Annotated in this window: 5 protein-coding genes and 1 other RNA gene; 2 read left to right on the forward strand and 4 right to left on the reverse strand. The window is 48.0% G+C overall.

From position 1 onward, the window contains the following. Window positions 1-9 precede the first annotated feature (9 nt). Window positions 10-444: RNase P RNA component class A (gene rnpB / locus Q0R17_RS11125), an RNA gene on the forward strand. 202 nt (window positions 445-646) lie between these two features. On the opposite strand, the gene Q0R17_RS11130 is transcribed toward rnpB, so the two are convergent. The 4 genes from Q0R17_RS11130 to Q0R17_RS11145 all read right to left on the reverse strand — a co-directional run bounded on the left by Q0R17_RS11130 (window position 647) and on the right by Q0R17_RS11145 (window position 2854). After that, entirely contained in the window at window positions 647-1102 is a 456-nt protein-coding gene (locus Q0R17_RS11130; protein ID WP_293935144.1) for a VOC family protein, read from the reverse strand. A 68-nt stretch (window positions 1103-1170) separates the two neighbouring features. Beyond that, window positions 1171-1866, reverse strand: coding sequence for an aquaporin Z (aqpZ, locus tag Q0R17_RS11135; protein WP_293935147.1), 696 nt, complete (start codon window positions 1864-1866; stop codon window positions 1171-1173). 149 nt (window positions 1867-2015) lie between these two features. Then, the gene (rimJ, locus tag Q0R17_RS11140) at window positions 2016-2597 is read right to left on the reverse strand and encodes a ribosomal protein S5-alanine N-acetyltransferase (protein ID WP_293935150.1); all 582 of its coding nucleotides are present in this window, start codon (window positions 2595-2597) and stop codon (window positions 2016-2018) included. Continuing rightward, a complete protein-coding gene (locus tag Q0R17_RS11145; RefSeq protein WP_293935151.1) occupies window positions 2594-2854 on the reverse strand; it encodes an accessory factor UbiK family protein in 261 nt (86 codons plus the stop codon). The genes rimJ and Q0R17_RS11145 overlap by 4 nt, the downstream gene beginning before the upstream one ends. A gap of 254 nt (window positions 2855-3108) precedes the next feature. Here Q0R17_RS11145 and glnK point away from each other — a divergent pair, with 254 nt between their 5' ends. Continuing rightward, on the forward strand, window positions 3109-3447 hold the full coding sequence (gene glnK / locus Q0R17_RS11150; protein ID WP_293935155.1) for a P-II family nitrogen regulator: 339 nt from the start codon (window positions 3109-3111) through the stop codon (window positions 3445-3447). Window positions 3448-3466: the final 19 nt, after the last annotated feature.

The raw sequence follows: 3466 nt of genomic DNA on the forward strand, positions 1-3466 counted from the left end.
CGCCGCTGCGGAGCAGGCTAGACAGTCGCTGCCATACTTTTAGGGTATGGGGGAGGAAAGTCCGGGCTCCATAGGGCAGGATGCCGGTTAACGACCGGGCGTTGCAAGGCGACGGAAAGTGCAACAGAGAGCTGAACCGCCAATGGCCCAAGTTGAAAGCCTTTATTGATACAAGGCTGGATTGGGATCAGGTAAGGGTGAAAAGGTGTTCCCGTCAGGGATGCAGGCCGCAAGGCTTGTCGGTAAGAGCGCACCGCGGACGTGGTAACACGGACGGCAGGGTAAACCCCATCCGGAGCAAGACCAAGCAGTAGACGTTGAGGTGGCCCGCCGAGTCTACGGGTAGGTTGCACGAGCCCAGTAGCAATACTGGGCCTAGAGGAATGACTGTCACCTTGGGGTAACTCAAGGCTACAAAACCCGGCTTATCGGTCGGCTCCGCAACCTCTAAAAAAGTAAAAAAGCCGATCTATCACCTAGATCGGCTTTTTTGCGTTTGAATTATTTACTTAGGATCAGGTTCAAATTAATTTCCCATTTTCGAAATGTCGTCATTCCCGCATGCCTTTGGCGGGAATCTAGCGGCGTTACTGGATCACCGACTAAAATATTCGGGGATGACGATTTTGCGTTTACGGGCTACCTTTTACTGAGTAAAAAACGCTGCAAAGCGCTTATTGATTTCCTCTGGGGATACATCTTCAATATGTGTGGCAAGGCTCCAGATATGGCCAAATGGGTCTTTGAGTGTGCCAATTCTATCGCCATAAAACTGATCGCTCACGGCTCGTAGCTCAACCGCACCGCGGTTTATTGCATGATCAAAAGCAGCATCGACATTTTCTACGTATAGCATGATGCTAACCGGTGAATTACCCAAAGCGGCAGGGCTTACATAACCCATGTCTGGATGCTCGTCGGCCAGCATAATGGATGAGTCACCGATTTTAACTTCGGCGTGAGCGATTTTGCCGCTAGGGTCGGCTAAGCGCATGACTTCCGTGGCATTAAAGGCGCTTTTATAAAACTCAATTGCGCTAGCCGCATCGTTGACTATCAAGTAAGGCGTTGCGGTATGGTATCCATGAGGTATGGCATTCATTGCTGCATCCTTGTTTAAATTAGCCCAACATAGCGCGCTTGGGATTAAGTCGCGCTTTAATGGCCCGCTTAAGCAGGCTGATCTTCACCGCCAATAAAGCGGTAAACCACGGCGCCTAAGATGGCACCAATAATTGGCGCAAGCCAGAATAACCAAAGCTGGCTAGTGGCAAAGTTACCTGCAAATAGCGCTACTGCGGTACTACGAGCAGGATTTACCGATGTGTTGGTCACGGGAATGCTGATCAAGTGGATTAGCGTGAGGCCCAGACCAATGGCAATCGGTGCAAAGCCTTGTGGAGCGCGTTTATCTGTAGCGCCCAAGATGATGATCAGAAACATCATAGTCATTACAACTTCAGTAATCAATGCCGCACTCATGGAAAACTTACCAGGTGAGTAATCACCGTAGCCATTTGAAGCAAAGCCACCTAGAGTCGTGAAATCTGCCTTACCGGTCACAATAAAATACAGCACGGTTGCGGCAACAATTCCGCCTAAAACTTGGGCAACGATATAAGGGATAAGTTGGTTGGCTGGGAAGCGCTTGGCAGCCCATAAACCAATCGAAACAGCAGGGTTTAGATGGCAGCCAGAAATATGGCCTATCGCGTAGGCCATGGTTAGAACGGTAAGACCAAAAGCTAAGGAAACACCTACAAAGCCAATTCCAAGGCTGGGGAAGGCTGCTGCTAATACCGCACTGCCGCAACCGCCAAGTACTAACCAAAATGTGCCAATGAACTCTGCTGCATATTTATTCATTATTATGTTTCCTTTCGATAAACTTTCAGGTCTAAAAGTGGCGAATGGTACAGGCTGCGATATGGCTTGGTATAGTGTGTAAGGTCACTTTGGGGCTTGGCTGGCGTTTAGGTGGCCAGTCGTTTCTTTTGTTAATAGCGAGGCTATTTTTATACGCTTACTTGGCAATGGGCCGGATTAATCAATGAATTTAAAACATGATCTTGCCATTGCCCTGCAATTTTTAAGTAAGAGCGTGCGTAGCCTTCTTTTTCAAAACCCAAGCGTTGTAATAGCTGAGCGCTACGCAGGTTACTCGGGATATGGTTGGCCATAATACGGTGTAAATCCCAAGTGCTAAATAGATGCTCGATGGCGGTGCTGAGTGCTTCAAACATCAGTCCTTTGCCTTCAGCGCTGGCCGCGAGTGAGTAGCCCAGATGGCAGGCCATAAAAGGGCCTTGCACAATATTACTGAAGCTACATTGCCCTAGCATTTCACCGCTGCTTTTATCTAATAAGGCCCAGTGAATCGCTGAGCCTTGCTGATATTGCAGTCGCGCATTTTCTAATCTTAGCTGCCAAGCGAATGCCGTAAAAAACTCTTCATCACGTAGCGGATCCCAAGGGGCCAAATGGGGGCGGTTTTGCTGCTGAAAACCAGCCCATAACTTGGCCTGCTTAGGGTCTGCTTGAACCAAGCTTAAACGCTTGGTTTGTAATGATTCGGGGGCTTTACGGCTAAAAATCATAGTGCGTCTTGTGGATTGTTGGCGTGTAGCTTGGTTTCTAGCTCATTAATCCTGGCTTCTAACTCGTGCAATTTCTCACGGGTGCGTAGTAGTACTTCTTGTTGAATTTCGAACTCTTCGCGGGTCACCAAATCCATTTTAGTAAAGGCCGATGCCATCATGGCGCGGGCGTTTTTTTCCATATCTTTAGCAGGGCTGGCGGCAATCGCTTCTGAGATTTTGCTGGCGATTTCGTCAAAAAATTTGTCTTTTAACATGGTGTGGTGCTCCTTGTTTGATTGGGTTTTAGTTTAGCAGAAGCGGCTGTAATTAGGCTTGGTTGCCAGATGTTTTACATTTGCACTGAGTTGGGTGATGCGCACTACTCTGGTGCAAAATTTAGTTGCAGTGCACCATAGAACGTCTATTGTTGGTGCATGGTTTTGCTAAGCCTCTGAAGTTTGGTTGATTTATTGCTTGGCATGCTTTGTGCTGATATGTGAGTACACCACCCTTTTTAAAGGAGCACCCCATGAAATTCGTGTCTGCGATTATTAAGCCGTTCAAGCTCGATGAAGTTCGCGAAGCCTTGTCTGAAATTGGCGTACAGGGTTTAACCGTTACCGAGGTGAAAGGTTTTGGCCGCCAAAAAGGGCATACCGAGTTGTATCGTGGCGCTGAATACGTGGTGGATTTTCTGCCTAAGGTGAAAGTAGAAGTAGCGATTGGCGATGATCAGCTAGAGCAAACGCTAGAAGTCATCGAAAAAGCCGCTAACACCGGCAAAATTGGCGATGGCAAAATTTTTGTATTTGATCTGCAGCACGTGGTGCGGATTAGAACGGGTGAAATTGGCGAAGCAGCCATCTAATAAAAACCGCAGGAGAGAG

Source organism: Iodobacter sp., from assembly GCF_025352645.1.
GTDB lineage: Bacteria > Pseudomonadota > Gammaproteobacteria > Burkholderiales > Chitinibacteraceae > Iodobacter.